This window comes from Micromonospora sp. CB01531 (assembly GCF_001905095.1).
GTDB lineage: Bacteria > Actinomycetota > Actinomycetes > Mycobacteriales > Micromonosporaceae > Micromonospora.
In genome coordinates this window covers 14,435-29,843 of record NZ_LWLS01000100.1, presented here as the reverse complement: position 1 = coordinate 29,843, position 15,409 = coordinate 14,435, and the positions used below count along the sequence as shown (strand labels likewise).

Sequence of the window (15,409 nt, the reverse complement as noted above, 5' to 3'; positions counted from 1 at the left end):
AGGATGGCTTTCGAGGCGATCCATGCGCTGGTCCGCACAGCGGCCGAGCGGTCGCCGGGACGCCGTGCGGTGTCGTCCCCCGAACGCACACTGACCTACGCGGCGCTGGAGAACGCGGCGAACCGGCTTGCCGGCCGGCTGAGCGCGGCGGGCGTCGGGCCCGGCCACCTCGTCCCGGTGCTCACCGCGAACCGGGACGAGACGATCATCGCCATCCTGGCCGTCCTGAAGATCGGTGCCGTCTTCGTCCCCGTCGACCTGGCGGCGCCCGAGGCGCGCAACGGCGGCATCCTCGCCGGCACGGCCGCCGGGCACGCGATCGTGCAGGGCGCGGCGGCCGAGGAGTTCTGCGGTACGCACCTGCCGGGCGCCCGCCTGCTGTGCGCCGACGTGGGCGACCCGGATCAGGACACGCTCGACGCGGAGGCGGTCCGGCACATCCCGGCGGCCGACGACCCGTGCTATGTCATGCACACCTCAGGCTCCACCGGCCGGCCGAAGGGCATCGTGGGCCGGCTCGGCGCCATCGACCACTACATCCGCTGGGAGACCGCGCTGCTCGGCGCGCAGGACGGCTGGCGGGTCAGCCACCTCACCTCGCCTGCCTTCGACGCCATGCTGCGGGACCTGTTCGTCCCGCTCGCCAACGGCGGGACGGTGGTCATTCCGCCGCCGGACCTGCTCCTCGACCCGCCCGGCCTGCTCCGCTGGATCGATGCGGAGCGCATCCAGCTGGTGCACTGCGTCCCGTCTATCTTTCGCGGCCTTGCCTCGGTGGACGGGCTCGAGCTGCAGCACCTGAGCTGCATCGCGATGTCCGGCGAGCGGCTGTCCCCCGCCGACGCGGCCCGGTGGTTCGAGCGGTACGGCGAGCGGGTCCGCCTGCTCAACCTGTACGGCCCGTCGGAGACGACGATGACGAAGACCTACCGCTTCGTCACTGCTGAGGACACGCAGGCCGCCTCGATCCCGATCGGCCGGCCCATGCCGGAGACGGAGGTGCTGCTCCTCGACGCGGCCGGGCGGCCCTGCCGGGAGGGGCGGATGGGCGAGATCTACTTGCGGACGCCGCACCGGTCGCTCGGCTACCGCGACCTACCCGAGGAGACGGCCGCCGCGTTCGTCACCAACCCGCTGACTGGGGACCCGGCGGACGTGGTCTACCGCACCGGCGACTTCGGCCGTCTGCTGGCGACCGGCGAACTGGAGTACATCGGCCGCAAGGACCACCAGGTCAAGGTCGGTGGCGTCCGAATCGAACTGGGCGAGGTGGAGAGCGTGCTGCGCACCCACCCGGCCGTACGGGACGCGGCGGTGGTGGTGCATGAGCAGCCCGATGGGGCGTCCTCGCTGTGCGCCTTCCTTGAGCTGTCCAGCCCGTCGGACAACGACGAGATCCGCCGGCACGTCGCGCAGCGGCTGCTGCCCAGCGCCGTACCCGCCGTGCTGGTGCCGCTCGACCAGCTCCCGCGGACCATCAGCGGGAAGATCGACCGGCGCGCCCTGCCGGTTCCGGTGGTTCCGGCCGCCCAGAACGACCAAGAGGTCGTGCCGCCGCGCACGCCGACCGAGAAGGCCCTCGCCCGGCTGTGGGAGGAGCTGCTTCCGGTGGCGGAGGTGGGCGTCCGGCAGGACTTCTTCGACATGGGCGGGCACTCGCTGCTGGTCATGACCATGCTCTCCCGGCTGCGCGCGGAGTTCGGCGTGGAGGTGCACCTCCAGGCGTTCCTCACCGCGCCCACCATCGAGGCGCTGGCCGGGCAGCTCGAGGAGGCCCTGGCGAGCGAGCCCGATCAGTCCGAGGAACTACTCGACGCGCTGACCGACGTTGCGGGGGGTGCGCGATGACGCAGATGGAGCCGGCGACGCTGCAGCAGGGACAGGCGCGGGTTCTCGAGCAGGAGGTCGAGACGGCGATCCTGGCGCACGAGAACGTCGCGGACTGCGCCGTCGTGTACCAGGGCTCCGCGCCGGCCGCCGCGGTGGCGCGGGCATGCGTGCGCTGCGGCATGGACGCCGCCTACCCCGGTGCGGACCTGGACGATCGCGGCACTTGTTACTTCTGCCGCCTCTACACCGGCAACGAAGCGGCGATCCACTCGTACTTCGGCGATGTCGACGGCTTCCTGCGGAAGGTGCGGGAGAAGACCGCGGGCGGCGCCCCGGAATACGACGTCCTGCTCCTGTTCAGCGGCGGCAAGGACAGCACGTACGTGCTGCACCGCCTGGTGGACCTGGGCTTGCGGGTGATGACGTTCACCTTCGACAACGGGTTCATCTCGCAGACCGCGCTACGCAATGTCGAGAACATCACCGCCAAGCTGCGCATCGAGCACGTCACCCTCGGCCGGGCGGACCAGAACCGGGTCTTCGTGGAGAGCCTCCGGCAGCACCAGAGCGTGTGCAACGGATGCTTTCGCTCGCTGCTGAGCCTGAGCACCGAACTGGCCGCGGAACGCAAGATCCCGGTCATCGTCACCGGCCTGTCCCGCGGCCAGATCATCGACGAGCGCCTGAGCTGGTTCTACCGGCGCGGCATCTTCGACCCGCGGGAGATCGAGGAGCAGCTGGCGGTCGGGCGACGGGTCTACCACCAGATCGGTGATCGGGTCGACCCGAACGCGGTCGAGGCGTCCGAGGTGGTCGACTTCTTCCGCTACAGCAACGTCACCAAGGGCGAGATACTGCGCTACCTGGCTGAGGAGGCGACCGCCTGGACGCAGCCCACCGACACCGGCTTCTGCAGCTCCAACTGCCTGATAAACGACGTCGGCGTGTACGTCCACAGTGCCGAGCGCGGCTACCACAACTACGAGTCGCCCACCCGCTGGGAGGTGCGGCTCGGCCACCTGGAGCGGGCAGCCGCGGACGAGGAGCTCCGCACGCCCGTGGACATCCCGCGGGTCCGGCGCATGCTCACCAAGATCGGCTATACCGATCCGGCCGACCGGCAGCGCCTCGGCCGCCGTCTCGTGGCCTACTACGTGGCGAGCGGGCCGGTCACCGCGGGTACGCTGCGAAGCTTTTCCGCGCGGACCCTGCCGGATTTCCTCGTTCCCGAGCAGTGGGTGGCGGTCGACCGCATCCCTCGCGACGGCGGTGTGCTGCAGCGGCAGGAACTGCCGTCCCCGGCCCCGGCCGCCGTCAAGCCGAAACCTGCTCAAGCATCCGCCGAGTCGTTCCCTCTAGCTCCCGCGCAGCAGCGGATCCTGGCGGAGAGCGGCACGCCCGGACGGGTCGCCCTGGTCGGGCTGCCGGACGACGCGGACCTCGCCAAGGTCCGCCGCGCGGTGCTGCGGCTCATGCTGCGCCACGACGCGCTCCGGCTGCGCTTCGTGCCGCCCGGCCCGGAGAGCCCGGACGGCGGGTGGACGCAGGTCGACGGCGGCATCGGGCGCATCGCCGTGCCGCGGGTCGACCTCACCGGGCGCCCCGAGCCGCGCGTCGACCTGCTGCCGACCTTGGCGGACCGGCTGCTCGCACAGCTGGACCCGGTGGCCGGCCCGGTGGTGCGCTGCGCGGTCGTCGAGACCGACGACGCACGCCTGCTTCTGTTCGCCGCGCACGCCCTGGTCCTCGACGTCCGCTCGTTCCGGCTGCTGCTGACCGATCTAGCCGACGTGTGGGACTGGCTCGACGACACGGCTCCCGAGCCGCCGCCGGCCGGATCGTTCCTCGCCCAGCTCGACCGGACATCTCCGCCCACCGTCCAGCCCGCGGAGATCACCGCCGTGCTGGCCGTGATCGGCGCTCCCCCGCTCACCGTCGACGTCGTCGACCACACGGCGGGGTCCAAGACCACGCTCGGCCCGTTTCTCGCCGTCGGGCCCGTCGCCGGGCCGGACAGCGCGCCCATCCGCCTGCATTACTTCGGGCCGTTCGGGGCGGAGGCCAGCCAGGCCGAGCCGTTCCAGCCCTCAGCCCTGCCGGGCCACGGCCTGACCGCGCTGCCGGCCGTATATCCGCTGGAGCTCGGCGTGAGCCTGATCGACGGACGACTCCGTCTGCACTGGACCGGCGAGCCGGCTGCCGGTGTCGATCCCGCCCAGATCGCGGCCCGGCTGGAGCGGACGGCCGGCAAACTCTCGGCCGGCGATTCCCCGGCCGCATGACGATCCGGCGAAACCTCGGCGTCCTCGGCGGGATGGGTCCGGCCGCGACGGCCGAGTTCCTCCGCCTGCTGGCCGCCGAATCACCGGCTACCAGCGATCAGGAGCACCCGCGTGTACTCCTGATCTCCGAGCCGGGCATCCCGGACCGCAGCGCAGCAGTGCTGGCCGGCCGGTTGGACCCGCTGGCCCCGATCCGGGCGGGCCTGCTGGATCTCGTGCGCTGGGGGGCAGACCTGCTGGCCGTCCCCTGCAACACGGCGCACGTCTTCATCGACCGGATCGGCGACGAGCTGCCGCTGCCCCTGGTGCACATCGTCGACGCGACGCTGCGGGAGGCCGTCCGGCGGGCGCCCGGCGGCGGCTGGCTCGCGGCCACCACTGGCACCGTGGCAAGCGGTCTCTACCAGCACCGGGCCCGCCGGCTGGGTTACCCGCTGCACGTGCCCGGCGCCGCGGCTCAGGCTGCCATTCAGCAGACAAGCGTCCTGGTCAAGGCCGGACGGACGGCCGAAGCCGGGCAGGTGTTCGCGGCGGCGACCCGCGGGCTGTGGCGCCAGCACCGGGTTCCGGTGCTGGCCGCCTGTACCGAACTGCCCATCGCGTACGAAGCCGCCGGCCTGCCCGCCGACGCCATGGTGTCCAGCCTCCAGGCTCTCGCGCTGGCGTGTCTCGACCGGCTGCGCGGCGAGTTGGACACGCCGACGCTCATCCGGCCGGGAGTGATGCCAGGGTGAACCAGTCCTTCTTCTCGGCGCCGTGCTCCAACTGCTGCGCCAGCTCCGCCTCGTGGCGCTCGTCGACCGCCACGGTCACGCCGAGGCGCTGCAGCAACCGCTGAAGCGACAGCACCAGCCACCCGCCGTCGGCGAAGGCACCGCCGAGGCGATCCCGATTGTCGAGCCAGATCAGCAGGCATGACACGGCGGCGTGGTGGGCGCAGTGCTCACCCGCGGCCGTGATGGCGGCGACCGAGCTTGACTGCCAGGACTCGGTGGCCGCGATGCGGTGGTGCAGGGCGGCGCGCAGCTCGCTCAGCCGGGCGCACAGGTCCAGAATCTCGGCGCCGGCCGCGGGCGGGCGCGGCCCCCGCAGCAGCGCCTCGGCGCGGCGGACGGCGAGTGGCCAGGCCGCGGTGATCTCGTCCAGGCCGCCGTTGGCCAGCCGCAGCCGTCGCCCGTCGGGGTGCCACGCCGCGGTGTTGTCGCCCAGGTCGAACAGCTGCCGCAGCAGATCCTGGGCCGCGTCGTCCGGCTCGCCGGCGCTGGCCACCACGGCGGGCAACTGCTCGGCGATCCAGTGCAGGTTCACGTGGGTGGTGCCCTCGAACACGCTCGCGATCGCATGGTCGCGCTGCAGCTTCTGGAAGGCGCCGGAGGCGACGCCCTCGCGCAGGTAGCTGCGGGCGCCCATCACCACGCCGACGTTGTGCACCGTCTTTTCGGCCGTGACCGGAACCAGGTACTTCGCGATCGCGGACCACAGGCTCAGCCGCTCCGGCGCGAGCACCAGCGCCCGGGAGATCGGCAGCGTCGTGCACTCACCGATGAAGAGGTTGACGTGCTCCTGTACGAGCTGGTGCCGGATGATCGGAATGGCGAAGATCCGATCGCCGTACAGGCGTCGGTCCATGGCGTAGCCGAGCCCCATGCGCAGCACCGCGTCCATCACGCCGAGCGACATCGCCGCGATGGCCGTCCGGGTGATCTGCAGGGTCTTGAGCACCTGGGTCACCCCGATGCCGGGCAGCCCGACCAACGCGTCGCCCGGCAGCACGGCGTCGTGGAACTCGACTCCGCTCAGGTCGTGCCCCTTGAGGCCGAGGGTGCGCACGAACGGCAGGTGGCGCACCGCGCCGTCGGAAAGCTGCTGCTTGTCCACCAGAGCCAGCGAGAGGTCGCGCTCGCCGGTGCGGGCCAGCACGGTGACGAACCGGGCCCGGGTGGCGTTGCCCACCGGCCACTTCGCCGCGTTCAGGCGGAAGCCTCCGTTCTCGCGGACCAGGGTCCCCTCGGTGGACAGCAGGTCGCTGCCGTGATCGGCCTCGGACACCCCGAAGCAGGCCAGCCCACCGGACAGCAGCTCGTCCGCGAGCTCCCGCTTCTGCCGCGCGCTGCCCCACAGCCACACCGGGTTCGCCGCCAGCAGGGTGGAGCCGTACATCACGGCGATCGTCGGGTTGCGCCGGGACAGGACCCGGCAGACGTGCAGCAGTTCGTCCAGGGTGCGCAGTCGGCCACCTTGCTCCACCGGCACGAGGAGTTCGTGGAACCCCCACTTCTCGATCGTCGAGCGGGCGTTCGGCGGCAGTTCCGAGGCCTCGTCACCGGCGACGATCTCGTCGTAGGAGAACGGCGTCCCGCCCGCGTAGGGGTCGCCCAGGTAATCGTCGAAGGCACCCGCCAGTACCTGGGCGGGGGACAACAATGCAGTCATCTATTCACCCTCGCGATTCGCCGGCAGAGCCTCGAGGTATTCGACGAGCTTGTTGACCGTGGGATAACCCCACGTCGCCTGCATGTAATCGATTTCTACGCCGAGTTTGGTCTCCAGGTCGGCCAGCAGACTGACGGCGTAGACGGAGTTCATGCCATAGTGTGTCAGCTCGGTGTCCGGATCGATGGTGTCCGCCGGCTGGTCCAGATAGAACGCGATCCGCTCCCGCAACCAGGACTGCAGCTCACTCGTGTTCCTGATGTCAAGGCTCTTTGTCATCGCTATTTTCCTCCGGACGCGGCACTGGGTATCGCGGGCGAGACTGTCAGGACAGTAACAGCAGGCCATAAAAGACACCTTAATCGGCGCTTAAGAGCGACCGGGACCGGCGGCAAACTCAGGTTCGGCAGGCCGCGAATTCCTCTTATCGTATTCCCCGGCGGCAGCATTCCTCTCGAAGGGGCGATCATGCGGTTCGGTCTGTTCTACGAGCTTCAGCTCCCTCGGCCGTGGCGGCCAGACTCAGAGCTGCGCATCGTGCACGACACGCTGACGCAGATCGAGCTGGCCGACCGGCTCGGCTTCGACTACGCGTGGGCCGTGGAGCATCACTTCCTCGAGGAGTACAGCCACTGCTCGGCGCCCGAGGTGCTGCTCGGCGCCGCGAGCCAGCGCACCGAGCGGATACGGCTCGGCCACGGCATCATGGTGCTCCCGCCGGGGATCAACGCACCGGCCCGGGTGGCCGAGCGGATCGGCATGCTCGACCTGCTGTGCAACGGCCGGGCCGAGTTCGGCACCGGCGAGTCCAGCACCGAGGTCGAGCTGGGCGCGTTCGGCATCGAGATGTCGGCCAAGCGAGCGCAATGGCGGGAGTCGATCGACGCGGTCACCCGCATGTTCGTCGAGGAGCCGTTTGCCGGCTACGACGGCACGTATGTGCAGATGCCGCCGCGCAACATCGTGCCGAAGCCGCTGCAGAAGCCGCATCCGCCGATGTGGACCGCGTGCAGCAAGCGGGAGAGCCTCACGCACGCCGCCCGGCACGGCCTCGGCGCCCTCACCTTCTCCTTCGTCGCACCAGACGAGGCCGAGAAGTGGATCGGCGACTACTACGCAACCATCGAGTCGGAGGAATGCGTGCCGGCCGGCTACTCGGTCAATCCCCAGGTCGCCATGACGCTCTACCTGATGTGCCACGAGGACGAGGCCACCGCGCGCGAGCGCGGGCTGGCCGACCACCGGTTCTTCGCCCGGTCGCTCGCCTACTACTGGGGTCTGGGCTCGCACGTGCCCGGGAAGAGCGACCTCGCTCGCGACCTCGGGCTCGACACGCCGCGGGACCAGGTCGACAAGGAGTTTCCCGCGGTGCTCGAGGGCGCGTACAGCGGCATCGGCACCCCGGAGCAGATCCGCAGGACGCTCCGCGAATACGAGGCGGCCGGTGTGGACCAGATCCTGCTGGTCGCCCAGTCCGGCCGGATCAAACACGAGCACATCTGCTCCTCGATGGAGCTGTTCGCCCGCGAGGTAATGCCGGAGTTCGCCGAGCGGCACGAAAGCGCGGAGCTGGCCAAGGCCAAGCGGCTGGCCCCGGCGATCGAGGCCGCACTGGCCCGCCGCACCGCCGCCCTCGAGGTGGACCCGGAATACCGGGTACCCCGTACCGCCATGCCGACCGCGCTGCCGCGTTCTGCGGTGCAGAAGGGCTGAGATACGCATGCAGTCACGGCTCCCGCTCTCGGCCGCGCAGTCCGGCGTGTGGACGGCGCAGTACCTGAACCCGGACGACCGCTCCTACACCGCCGGCCAGTATGTGGAGATCACCGGCCCGCTCGATCGGTCCGCCATGCACCGGGCCGTGCGCCGGGTGATGGAGGAGTCCGAGGCGATCCGGCTGCAGGTGTCCGTCGACGATGACGGCTTCCACCAGGTGGTCGCGCCGGCCCAGGACATGGACTTCCCGCACGTCGACCTGACCGGTACGGCTGAGCCCCGGCAGGCCGCGGTGGATTGGATGGCCGCCGACATCGACCGCCCGGCCGATCTCACCGGGCGGAACCTGTTCGCAACCGCCCTGCTCGCCCTCGGCGACGAGCACTGGATCTGGTACATGCGCGCGCACCACGTCGTCATCGACGGGTACGGCGCCGGCCTGCTCGCCCGCCGGGTCGCCGAGCTCTACACCGCCGACGTGACCGGGGCCCGCTGCCCCGAGGCATCCTGGGCGACCGTCGAGGAACTCCTGGAGGAGGAGGCCGGCTACCGCGGCTCGGCGGACTTCGAGCGTGACCGGACCTTCTGGAACGACCACCTCGCCGACCGGCCCGAGGTCGCCGGTTTCGCGGACACCGTGTCGCTGCCCGGCAACGGCCAGCTGCGCCTGACCCGCACGATCCCGCCGCCGGCCCTGGACTCGCTGACCGCCGCCGCGGGCCTGTCCAGCCAGGGCTGGCCGGGTGCGTTCTTCGCCGGGGTCGCCGCCTACCTGCACCGCACCACGGGCGCGCGCGACATCGTCTTGGGAATGACGGTGACCGCGCGGCGCACGCCCGCCGCCCTCCGGACGCCGTGCATGATCTCGAACGTCCTGCCGCTGCGGCTCACCGTCGAACCGGGCGCGACCGTCGTGGACCTGATCCGGGCCGTCGGCCTGCAGACTCAGCGGCTGGTCCGGCATCAGCGGTACAACCAGGAGTTCCTCCGGCGCGACCTGGGTTATCTCGACTCCGGGCGCCGCCTGTACGGGCCTGAGGTCAACGTCCTGCCGATCGACCAGCGGTTCGACTTCGCCGGGACGCCGGCAACGCTGCGCTACGTGTCGTACGGCCCGGTCGAGGACATCGCCTTCACCGCGCACCCGGGAGCCGGCCCGGACCTGGTGCTCGACCTCGCGGCCACGGCGGGCAGCTACACCGCGGACGACCTCGACCTGCACGCCGATCGCGTGCTGGCTTTCCTGGAACGGCTGGCCGCCGACCCGCACCGCCCGATCGCCGACACCGAGGTCCTGCTGCCCGCGGAGAGCAAGCGGGTGCTGGTCGACTGGAACGCCACCGACGAGGGCGAGTCCTTCGAAAACGTCGTCCAGCGCATCCGGAAGGTCGCCGCGGAGTCACCCCGGGCCGTCGCGGCAGTGGACGACCGGACCAGCCTGGACTACGCCGCGCTGGTCGGCTGGGGCAGCGCGATCTCCGGCAAGCTGCGGCAGGCGGGCGCCGGACCGGAGGTGCTCGTCGGCGTGCTGACCGGCCGAGGAGTGCAGGTCGTCGCGTCTATGCTGGGCATCTGGGGCGCGGGCGCGGCGTACGTCCCGCTGGATGTGGATGCCGCACCGACCCGGAACGCCTCGCTCGTCCACGACAACGGGATCGGTCTTCTGCTCGTGGAGCCTGAGCACGCCGGGCTGGCGGAGGCGATCGCCGCCGCTGCGGACCGGCCGATCGAGATCGTGGTTCTCGAAGAGGACCGCGACGCCCCGAACAACCTCGGTCCGCTGGCCGGGGACGACGACTATCTCGCCTACGTCTACTTCACCTCCGGCTCCACCGGCCGGCCGAAGGGCGCGATGGTCTCCCAGCACGGGATGATCAATCACCTTGTGGCGAAGGTCCGCGACCTCGGCATGACCGCCGCCGATTCGGTGGCGCACAATGCGCCGCTCACCTTCGACGTCTCGGTGTGGCAGATGGTCGCGCCGCTGCTGGTCGGTGGCCACACCCGGATCGTCGGCAACGAGATGGCCGCCGACCCGCTCGCGCTGTTCCAGCTGATCGCCGCCGAGAAGGTCACCATCCTCGAGGTGGTGCCGTCCTTCATGCGCGCGACGCTCGCCGCGTGGAGCGGCGGCGGGCCGGCCACCGCCGCGCCAGACCTGCCGGCCTTCCGCTGGTACATCGTGAACGGCGAAGTCCTGCCGCCGGAGATGTGCGTGCGCTGGTTCGCCCTCCATCCGAATGCCAACATCATCAACGCGTACGGCGCCACCGAGTGCTCCGACGACGTCTCGCACGCCGTGCTCACCAAGGATTCCCCGTACGACGTGGCCCGGGTGCCGGTCGGCCGCCCGCTGCGCAACACCCGCCTGTACGTGCTGGACGACAATTTGCGGCCGGTGCCGCTCGGTATGCCGGGCGAGCTCTACATCGGCGGCATCGGGGTGGGCCGCGGCTACCTGACCGATCCGATGCGGACCTGCACGAAGTTCCTCCCCGACCCGTTCGCCGGCGATACCGGCGCCCGGATGTACCGGTCCGGCGACCGGGTGCGCTACTTCCCCGACGGGCAACTCGACTTCCTCGGCCGCCGCGACTTCCAGCTGAAAATCCGCGGACAACGGATCGAGCCCGGCGAGGTGGACGCGGTCCTGCGCGGCGCGCCGGGCGTGACCGACGCCGTGGTCGTCGCGGTAGACGGCCCGGCCGGGCAGAAGGTCCTGATCGGCTACGTCGTCGGCGGCTCCGATCTTCAGGCCCTGCGCGCATACGCCGCCGACCAACTGCCCGACTACGCCGTACCGACCGTGCTCGTCCCGCTGGACGCCCTGCCGCTGAACCAGAACGGCAAGGTGGACCGCAAGGCGCTGCCGCCGGTGGACCTGGCCTCCGGGTCCGGTGGCCGCGCGCCGGCCACGCCCCAGGAGAACGACCTGTGCCGAATCTTCGGCGACGTCCTGGGCATCGCCCGGATCGGCGCCGACGACGACTTCTTCGTGCTCGGCGGCGACAGCATCCTGGCCATCCAGGTGGCCGCACGGGCCCGCAACTCGGGCATGCTGCTGACCCCCAGAGACGTGTTCCGGCATCGGACGCCCGCCCTGCTGGCCGGCGCGGCGTCGACCGCGGCGCCTGAGAACGCGGGCGGAGCCGCGCCGGACGACGGCACCGGCCGGGTCCCGGCCACGCCGGTCATGCACTGGCTGCGCGAGATCGGCGGCGACGTGCAGGGCTTCCACCAGAGCTTGGTGGTGAAGGTACCGCCGCTCGGCGAGGAGCAGCTGGTCGCCGCGGTCCAGGCGGTCCTCGACGGGCACGACGCACTGCGGGCGCGCCTAGTCAGCAGCGGCGACGGCACGGTGTGGGGCCTGTCCGTCCCGCCGGTCGGAGCGGTTGACGCCCGCAACGGCGTACGGCGGGTGACCGGTGGAGATCTGAGCAGCGAGTTCGTTCAAGCCCGCGATCGGCTGAATCCCGCGGCGGGGCGGATGCTGGAGGTGGTCTGGTTCGCCGACGCGGGGCAGTTGCTGCTGGTCGCCCACCACCTGGCGGTGGACGCCGTGTCATGGCACATTCTGCTAGCCGACCTGGCCGCCGCCGGGCAGGCCACCGTGGACCGGCCCGCGACATCCGTCAAGCGCTGGGCCGAGCAGCTGGTGCTGGCGGCCCAGGACCCCGCGCTGGCGGACACCCTGGAGGTCTGGACCGGCATGCTGGTGCCGGACGCGCCCACGCTGGCCAACCGCCCCCTCGATGCGGAACGGGACCGGGCCGGCAAGGTGGGATCGCTGGTGCGCACCCTTGGCGCCGATGAGACCGAGGCACTCCTCGACCGGGCCGCCCAGGCGTTCGGCGCTGACGCGCAGGATATGCTCATCACCGGCCTGGCAATGGCGCTCGCCGAGGTCACCGGCAGCCGCACCGGCGTACCGATCGACCTCGAGGGCCACGGCCGCGAGGACGTCGTACCCGGCCTGGACCTGATCCGCACCGTCGGATGGTTCACCAGCATCTATCCGGTGCGCTTCGACCTGGCCGGCGACCTCCCCCCTGGCGTCCGCGCGGTCGAGTCGCTCAAGCGGGTGAAGGAGCAACTGCGCGCGCTGCCCCTCCGGGGCGTCGGGTACGGGCTGCTGCGCTACCTCAACCCGGTGACCCGCCCGGTGCTGGCCGCGTTGCCGGCCCCCGAGGTCCGGTTCAACTACCTCGGCCGGTTCCGGATGGCCAGAGGCGGCGACGATTACTGGCTGACCGACGAGAGCTCCTTCGCGCTGACCGATCAGCCGCCGCAGATGCCGCTGACCCACGCCCTGGACGTCGTGGCGATCGTCCAGATGGAACCGGGCGGTCCCCGCCTGTCCCTCCGCATGACCTGGCCGGAAGAGGTCCTCGACGAGGGAACGGCCGGCGAGATCGCAGACCGCTGGCTCGCCATCCTTCACGAGCTGGCTGACTATGTCACCCGGACCGGGGCCAACGGACTCACCCCTTCGGACGTGGCGCTGGTCGAACTGAAACAATGGGAGATTGAGGAGTTCGAGGCGCAATTCGGATAGGAGAACGATGCCCGATTCGATGACCATGCCGGTGGTGGCATCCTCCTCCCGCACCGAGCGCACGCTGACCCTGGGCACCGCCCTCGCCATCGCCGTGGTCCTCGTGCCGGAGAGCCCCGCCCTCACCCTGGCCGGCGGCATCGCCCTGCTGCTCATCACGCTGCTCGCGGCCCTGCGGCCGTCGCCCGCCGTGCTCCGCCTGGTGATCTGCTGCGACCTGGTCGCATTCCTGTTCTCCCTGTACGTGTTCGCGGGCTTCCCGCCAGCGCTGGTCACGACGCTGTTCGTGGTCGCGCCGGCGTTGGCGGGCTGGGTGCTGCACCGGCGCGGCCTGCTGCGTCCGATTGCGCCGTGGCTGAGGTGGGGTCCGCTGACGCCCGGCGGGATCGCGCTCTTCATCGCCGTCGTCGTCACCAGCGTCCTCGGGCTGTTCCTCTGGACCCTCATCGACGACCCCAACCTCTCGGAGTTCCTTGGCCAGTTGCAGCACGCCTCCCCGTGGCAAGCGTTCGCCGCGATCCTGGGATTCGCCCTGGTCAATTCGGCCTGGGAGGAGCTGCTGTTCCGTGGCGTTCTGCAGACCGAACTCATCAACACCTGGGGCATCCACCTGGCACTGGTGATCGAGTCGGTGGCGTTCGGCATCTCGCACGCCAACGGCATCCCTTCCGGGCCGCTCGGCATCGTGATGGCCGGGGTGTGGGGCTACCTGCTCAGCGTGATCCGGCTGCGGACCGGCGGCATCGGCTATCCGTTCGCCGCCCACGTGGTCGCCAACACCACGATCGGCCTCCTGGTCTATCTACAGATCTGATGCAGCCGCTGCGCGGTTAACGATATGTGGTTTTGGAGTTCCAAGGCCGGCAGCAGCGGCCATCCAACCATGACCCCGCCGTTGTCATCTCGACGAACAGGCCCGTACGGCGCCGACGACGACTCGCCGGGGTGATCAACGAGTACCACCGGGCAGCCTGACGCGAATATCCAAAATGCCAGGTCGCGGCATCAAGCGAGTTTGGCACAGTACGCCACGCACTGCGATTGGAGCACAACCCACGGCACTCGATGCGTGGTGCCGCGTGTTGCGGTCCGGTGGGTTGCTGTAGTTGCGTGCGGTACCGGCGCGGCTGCGGCTCAGGACTGCGGTCGGTCGGCCTTGGTCGTCTGCCAGGCTGTTGATCGTCGGGCCGCCTCGTACACCGCCTCAATTGCGGTCGCGTCGAGCACCTCGGGACGGGCTTGCAGCCACTTGACCAACCGCATCCGGCTGACGACGTGGACGTCGGTGGGTGCCTGCTTGATGACGAGCTCGTCGGCGCCTACCGGGACGACCACCCCGGTGACGACCACCGGCCGCCCGGTTGCCCCGGTCAGGAGCTTGCTCGCCCGTTCGGCCTCGTGTCGGCTGTTGCGAAGATACGGCTGGCGCTGCCCGTTGACCATGAACGTGTTCCCACCGACCCACACCTTCGCACCCCGATGGTGCTTGGCGTTGAGCGAGTAGACGGCGCCTGGCCCGATCACGAGATGGTCGATGTCACTGCCGCGATCCCCGACCGGGATCGCGTGCAGCACCCGCCAGCGAGGATCACGCTTGATCAGCTTGGCGAGCTGGCCGGCGACCTTCTCCTCACCATCGGCACCGACCCGCCAGGCCCGCTCATCGGTATGCACCCCCAGCACCCGCGCCACAAACGTCCGCACCGGCGCCGCCTGCCGCAGTGCGACAGCCTGCTCGCGAGCCTCGGCACCGGCACGGCGCAGCGCCAAGTCCTCCCAATCCTCCACGGCCGCCGCGGGCTCCTCGCCGCCGACCGCAGGCGAGGTCTGCCGCCCACTCGGCCCGATGCCCTCCGGTGGCTTCCCGACATCGATCACAGCAGGTTCGCGCAGCTGAACAGCAGCCAACGGATCGTCGGACGTCGGCTCGGCGATGGCCGGCGCAGCTGCGACGGGCTGAGTCACCATCACCTCCCCGGCAGTGAGCGATGCGCTCTCCCGCCAGTGCGCGGTCGCGGCCACCACGGCATCCCGGTCAGCGGTTGCCTCCACGTGCATCTCTCCGGACACGAGATCGTGCCAGCCAACCCGCACGCCATCGACTGTGGACACGTACAACCGGTCCTTGCCGTACCTACGCCACCGCGTCACCGTCAGTTTGGGCTCCACTCCCGAATGATGCCGCCGTCTGGGCACCGGCGTAAGCGCCAGAAGGCATAACCATCAAGTCCAGCCGGGTGCACCGCCTTGGCGACTCGGGCGGCCACTGCCTCGCCGGACCGGCTGCGACCCCCGTCGGGGGGAGCCGGGCACAAGCTGCCAGCCCGCACCGGAAGGCACCGCTTTACTGGGACGACGCCTTCCTGGTCAATGCCGCCCTGGACATCCACGCCGATGATCCGGCGTTCGGGTACCGGTTCATCGCCGACGAACTACCCGCCCACGGCATCACCACCAGCCCGAATCGGGTTGACTTGCCCGATCACTTTGGTGTGAACGTCGATCTCGCCTGTCGCCAGTTCACAGCCGATACCACGTGATGTCGTCGCGTGCGCTCCAGCCGCTGCCGGAGGTCGCCCCGTGATGGATGACG

General features: G+C 70.5%; 9 protein-coding genes and 1 pseudogene. 7 read left to right on the top strand and 3 right to left on the bottom strand.

Annotation, left to right across the window (positions count from 1 at the left end; all coding sequences use genetic code 11):
• The first annotated feature begins 3 nt into the window (after window positions 1–3).
• The 3 genes from A6A27_RS30670 to A6A27_RS30660 are packed head-to-tail and all read left to right on the top strand — an operon-like array spanning window position 4 to window position 4,846.
• The gene (locus A6A27_RS30670; RefSeq protein ID WP_073838130.1) at window positions 4–1,848 is read left to right on the top strand and encodes a non-ribosomal peptide synthetase; all 1,845 of its coding nucleotides are present in this window, start codon (window positions 4–6) and stop codon (window positions 1,846–1,848) included.
• Entirely contained in the window at window positions 1,845–4,112 is a 2,268-nt protein-coding gene (locus tag A6A27_RS30665; RefSeq protein ID WP_143194256.1) for a 7-cyano-7-deazaguanine synthase, read from the top strand. Before A6A27_RS30670 ends, A6A27_RS30665 begins: the two co-directional genes overlap by 4 nt.
• Window positions 4,109–4,846, top strand: a complete 738-nt coding sequence (locus A6A27_RS30660; protein WP_073838128.1) for an aspartate/glutamate racemase family protein — start codon at window positions 4,109–4,111, stop codon at window positions 4,844–4,846. The genes A6A27_RS30665 and A6A27_RS30660 overlap by 4 nt, the downstream gene beginning before the upstream one ends.
• On the opposite strand, the gene A6A27_RS30655 is transcribed toward A6A27_RS30660, so the two are convergent.
• Both A6A27_RS30655 and A6A27_RS30650 read right to left on the bottom strand, forming a co-directional pair.
• Window positions 4,818–6,545, bottom strand: coding sequence for an acyl-CoA dehydrogenase family protein (locus A6A27_RS30655; RefSeq protein ID WP_073838127.1), 1,728 nt, complete (start codon window positions 6,543–6,545; stop codon window positions 4,818–4,820). The genes A6A27_RS30660 and A6A27_RS30655 overlap by 29 nt on opposite strands.
• On the bottom strand, window positions 6,546–6,824 hold the full coding sequence (locus A6A27_RS30650; RefSeq protein WP_073838126.1) for an acyl carrier protein: 279 nt from the start codon (window positions 6,822–6,824) through the stop codon (window positions 6,546–6,548). It abuts the gene before it with no gap.
• A 189-nt stretch (window positions 6,825–7,013) separates the two neighbouring features.
• On the opposite strand from A6A27_RS30650, the gene A6A27_RS30645 reads away from it, so the two are divergent.
• The 3 genes from A6A27_RS30645 to A6A27_RS30635 are packed head-to-tail and all read left to right on the top strand — an operon-like array spanning window position 7,014 to window position 13,630.
• Entirely contained in the window at window positions 7,014–8,258 is a 1,245-nt protein-coding gene (locus A6A27_RS30645) for an LLM class flavin-dependent oxidoreductase (RefSeq protein WP_073838125.1), read from the top strand.
• Window positions 8,259–8,265: 7 nt separating this feature from the next.
• Entirely contained in the window at window positions 8,266–12,816 is a 4,551-nt protein-coding gene (locus A6A27_RS30640; RefSeq protein WP_073838124.1) for a non-ribosomal peptide synthetase, read from the top strand.
• A gap of 7 nt (window positions 12,817–12,823) precedes the next feature.
• On the top strand, window positions 12,824–13,630 hold the full coding sequence (locus tag A6A27_RS30635; protein WP_083672996.1) for a CPBP family intramembrane glutamic endopeptidase: 807 nt from the start codon (window positions 12,824–12,826) through the stop codon (window positions 13,628–13,630).
• Window positions 13,631–13,950: 320 nt separating this feature from the next.
• On the opposite strand, the gene A6A27_RS30630 is transcribed toward A6A27_RS30635, so the two are convergent.
• Window positions 13,951–14,985 (bottom strand): nuclease-related domain-containing protein, encoded by a 1,035-nt coding sequence (locus tag A6A27_RS30630; protein WP_198940518.1) that lies wholly within the window; start codon window positions 14,983–14,985, stop codon window positions 13,951–13,953.
• A gap of 179 nt (window positions 14,986–15,164) precedes the next feature.
• On the opposite strand from A6A27_RS30630, the pseudogene A6A27_RS43615 reads away from it, so the two are divergent.
• Window positions 15,165–15,287: pseudogene (locus A6A27_RS43615) on the top strand (IS3 family transposase); the annotation flags it as partial.
• Between the last annotated feature and the right edge of the window lie 122 nt (window positions 15,288–15,409).